Source organism: bacterium (assembly GCA_041649255.1).
GTDB lineage: Bacteria > Hydrothermota > UBA3073 > JACQXS01 > JAQTXJ01 > JAQTXJ01.
In genome coordinates, this window is sequence record JBAZNK010000042.1 from 1 (window position 1) to 3812 (window position 3812).

Annotated in this window: 3 protein-coding genes; 2 read left to right on the forward strand and 1 reads right to left on the reverse strand. The window is 51.1% G+C overall.

Annotated features, from left to right (window positions below):
- Positions 1–17: 17 nt before the first annotated feature.
- Positions 18–1370 carry an IS66 family transposase gene (locus WC614_14030; GenBank protein ID MFA5034122.1) on the reverse strand — a complete coding sequence of 451 codons (1353 nt, stop codon included), beginning with the start codon at positions 1368–1370 and terminating at the stop codon, positions 18–20.
- Positions 1371–2072: 702 nt separating this feature from the next.
- Here WC614_14030 and WC614_14035 point away from each other — a divergent pair.
- On the forward strand, positions 2073–3455 hold the full coding sequence (locus WC614_14035) for a transposase (protein ID MFA5034123.1): 1383 nt from the start codon (positions 2073–2075) through the stop codon (positions 3453–3455).
- Between the two features lie 32 nt (positions 3456–3487).
- Positions 3488–3812, forward strand: a 325-nt coding sequence (locus WC614_14040) for a TatD family hydrolase (GenBank protein ID MFA5034124.1), incomplete at its 3' end; no start/stop codon positions are given.

Consider the following 3812-nt stretch of genomic DNA (forward strand, 5'->3'; position numbering starts at 1 on the left):
AAATAAATCGTAATAGTTTAGCGTCCTGAAGCGAGAGCTGGGCGGAGTGCGGCAGAGGCGGAGGCCGGCTGGGTAAGGAGGAGGCGAAGGAATTCGAGCGGGTTGAGATTCTGAATGCGCGCGGTTTGGATGAGGCTCATAAGAACCTCGTGATTGTGCTGGCCACTGCCCGTGAGAGAGCGGTTGCCGAAAGTGATCTTACGCATGATGACGTTATCGCGCAGGAGCCGTTCGGCGATGTTGTTGTGGGCACAGACATCCCGGGAGTCCAGACAGGCAACAAGCTGGTTGCGCTTTCCCGCGAGCTTTCGGATGAACTTGTCGGCGCGGGGATGATCGAGACTGACATTCAAAGTTCGGCGCAGACGCGCCACCAGATCGGCCTTCCTGACAACGAAGTTCTTCACTCGGCCCCTGGCGTACTGTTCGCTCAGCCGGATAATGCTCTTAACCAGCGATTTCAGGCCATCGAAGTATTTCCGGCGCTTGCGATCATCGGCGAAATAGACCAGCCACTTCTTGATCAGTCTCAAGAGGTGAACAAGACAGCGTTGTTTTCGGCACCTGATGCGGTTATAGGCCCCAAGGAAGTCGCTGATCAGTGTTCCTGCATAACGTTTTCCCATAATAGCAGTCACGACTTTGCTACCCCGGCTACGGTCTATGTGATAGAGCGCATACCCCTTGGCAATGAAGCACCATAGCCAATGATTTATTCCCTCGTTTCGCCAGCCGGTTTCATCCGCGTGAACATAGCGTTGAGCCGGGAGGCTTTTCAGCATGTTGTTGTAGATGGGATCCCCGCGACAGCAGGCTTGCCGGTCAAACCCGGGCACCGCGCCGGGCGTGAAAGACATATGAAACAGATCGCGGAACAGCATTTGTATCTTCCGATAAGGCAGTTTCAACTGGTAGTGCAGGAAACTGGCCAGGCTTTTGGCCACAGGACCAATGTAACTGCCGGGCAATTCCCCTTCGCCTATGCCATGAACCACTTCATGGCAGTCAGGACACCAGTAGAAGTGATGCCGGAAGCGGGTGACTTTGACTTGCGGCAGAACAATATCCTCCTGGTAATGGTCTTCATGTCGCTTGCACTCGCTGAGGCTGTGGCACCCGCATTCCGGACACTGGGAAAGCTTTACGTCTACGTGCTCGTCGAAATGATCCGGTACAGGGCGGGTCTTGCCGGGATGCCCCTCTGGTGCGCCGCGTTTCCTGGGCAGATGGGGTGTTTTATCATCGTCCTCTGGTTTCGGTGTGTTCTTCTTGAAGAACTTCTGCCGTAATTCCTCGATCTGGAGCTTTAAAAGCCTGTTTTCTTCCCGTAATTGGGTGTTTTCTTCCTTGAGTTGTTCCAGCTCACTCATGATTTCTTATCCAAGTTGGCGTGATGATAGCGCAATATCCTGAAGTTGACCTCGGCCAGCCGATAGACTGTTTGTATTATCCGTCTATAGTTGGCCACCCACTTCCGGGCGTGCGGCAGTTTGCTTTCGGTCAACAGGATCGTCTGTGTGCGGTTCCCATAGCGGTGCGAAAGGTACTGATAGGGGCCATGGAGTACGGGCTTGTCTTCATCGTGACAACGACAACCAGGATTACCGCACCGGTTCATATGTTGCCGTAGCGATCCCCGTAACACCGGCGGACTGTTCCCAAGCTGCTTCAGCAGGCGCTCCCGTTCTCTCAGCAATGCCTGATAACTGGGTCTCTCATTCATACCTAAGCCTTATATCATGCTTAGGTATAATAGCAATAAAAAAAAGAGCGATTCTTTTCGCCCACAAACCACGCCCAGCTCTCGCTTCAGGACGCTAAACTATTACGTTTATTATGCCGTTTCCAACAAAAGTTCAACTGATCAAGCGTCAAAACAGCGAACAGTGGTACATCAATTTTCCATCGGCAGTGGCTCAGTCGATGGATTTCACAAAAGGAGAGGTGGTCCAGTGGTCGATCCATGACCGAACCACTCTGGTTCTTCAGCGGCCTGATGCCCCGCCATCACCTCTAAAAAAAACGAGACGTTAGCCGGTTACGTGTTGGCGCTCATCGCCAAACAGGCCGAAATGGGCGCCGACGAAGGACAACAAGGTGAATTGGCTCAACATATGTTAGCGCATTTGATCTGCAACCAACGCCGCACTGTAACTGGTTTGCTCACCGCCCTGGGCAGACAGCAACAAGACTGGAGCAAAGCATATCGGTTGTATCGTCAGCATGTGGATGACAAGGCGGTGTTCAGCCCGATTCTCGATGGTGTTTTGCAGTTACTACCACCCGATAGACCTCTTGTGATTGCTCTGGACGATTCCTATATCAAGAAGTCTGGTAAGCATATAGCCGGTGCTGGATGGTATAGAGATCCGCTAGGCCCTCAGTTTCATACGAACCTCATGTATGCCCAACGATTCATACAGTTATCAGCAGCGGTACCAGATCCAGCCAACCCGAAACGTTCCCGGATGATCCCTATTGCCATCAAGCTGATCCCGAAGTTACCGAAGCCAGCAAAAGATGCACCTAAAGAGGATTGGATCCAATATGAGCAACTCAGAACAATGAACAGTCCCGGCGTTCACGCAGCTCGATTGCTTCAACAGGTACGTGACCATCTCGATGCGTATACAGACCAGCAAGGCAGGGATATCTGGGTTTGCGGAGACGGAGACTACTCCAACTCAACTTTGTTACCAAAACTACCTGCTCGCACTGTTTATATTGGCAGAACCAGGGCAGATATCTGCCTGCGGCGTCCAACCAAACGCCTGGAAAATCCGCCTGTTGGACGTCCACGCTCCTATGGCGATCAACTTCCTACACCGGAACAATTACGAAAAAACAAAACAATTCCCTGGCTGTCTGCTGAAATCTGCAATGGCCCAAAAACAACAACAGTCCGCTATAAACACATTTCACGCGCCAAATGGCACATCGCCGGCGAAAAGGCCGTTGTTCAAGTCGTTGTCATAGCGCCAATGCACCATAGAAAACGAAAAAACGGAGCTTGGTCCTACACTCAACCAGCATATCTTGTCTGCACAGACACCCATATCCCCATAATAAGATTGATCCAAGCATATTTCTGGCGATGGGGCATCGAGGTGAACTTCAAGGAAGAAAAGCAACTCTTTGGTGTCGGCCAGACTCAGGTCAGAACTACCACAAGTGTTTCTACTGCACCATCTATATGTATTGCCACATATGCCGCATTGCTTCTGGCAGGCATACAAGCGTACGGGTTCCACTCCAGACCGCCATCAGTCACCCCTCCCAAGTGGTACATGCGAAAAAATAGCCAGCGACCAACATGTTCTGACCTCATAAAACAACTTCAACAGGATCTCTTGCTCGGGGCGGCGGATAATTTCTCGCCGCTCGTATTCAATGCTCACCCTAAGATCAGCCCTGAGAAACTCGGACAACCCAATTCAAAGATCATCGCAGCATGAACATTATCGTAAAATCATGGCTGACTTAGTACATGGAACTGCCAAACTTCAGGAAAGGGGATAGGAGATTTTCTTCATTCCTTTTAGTCATTTCAACTGTTACCTTCGGGTTTATGTTCTTCGACACACATGTTCATTTTGACTTGTTGGATGATGTTGATGGCGTCATTGCTCGGGCTGTTGCGGCAGGGGTCGGCAAGATGGCGGCTGTCGGCGGATCACAGCGAGGAAATGAAATGGCTGTTGAGCTTGCCCGTAAGAATCCCGGGGGGATTATCGCCACGGCCGGGTTTGACAGGGAACATGCCGGCAAAACAATAGATCTTGTGGAATTTGAATCGTTTGCGCGCAGTAATA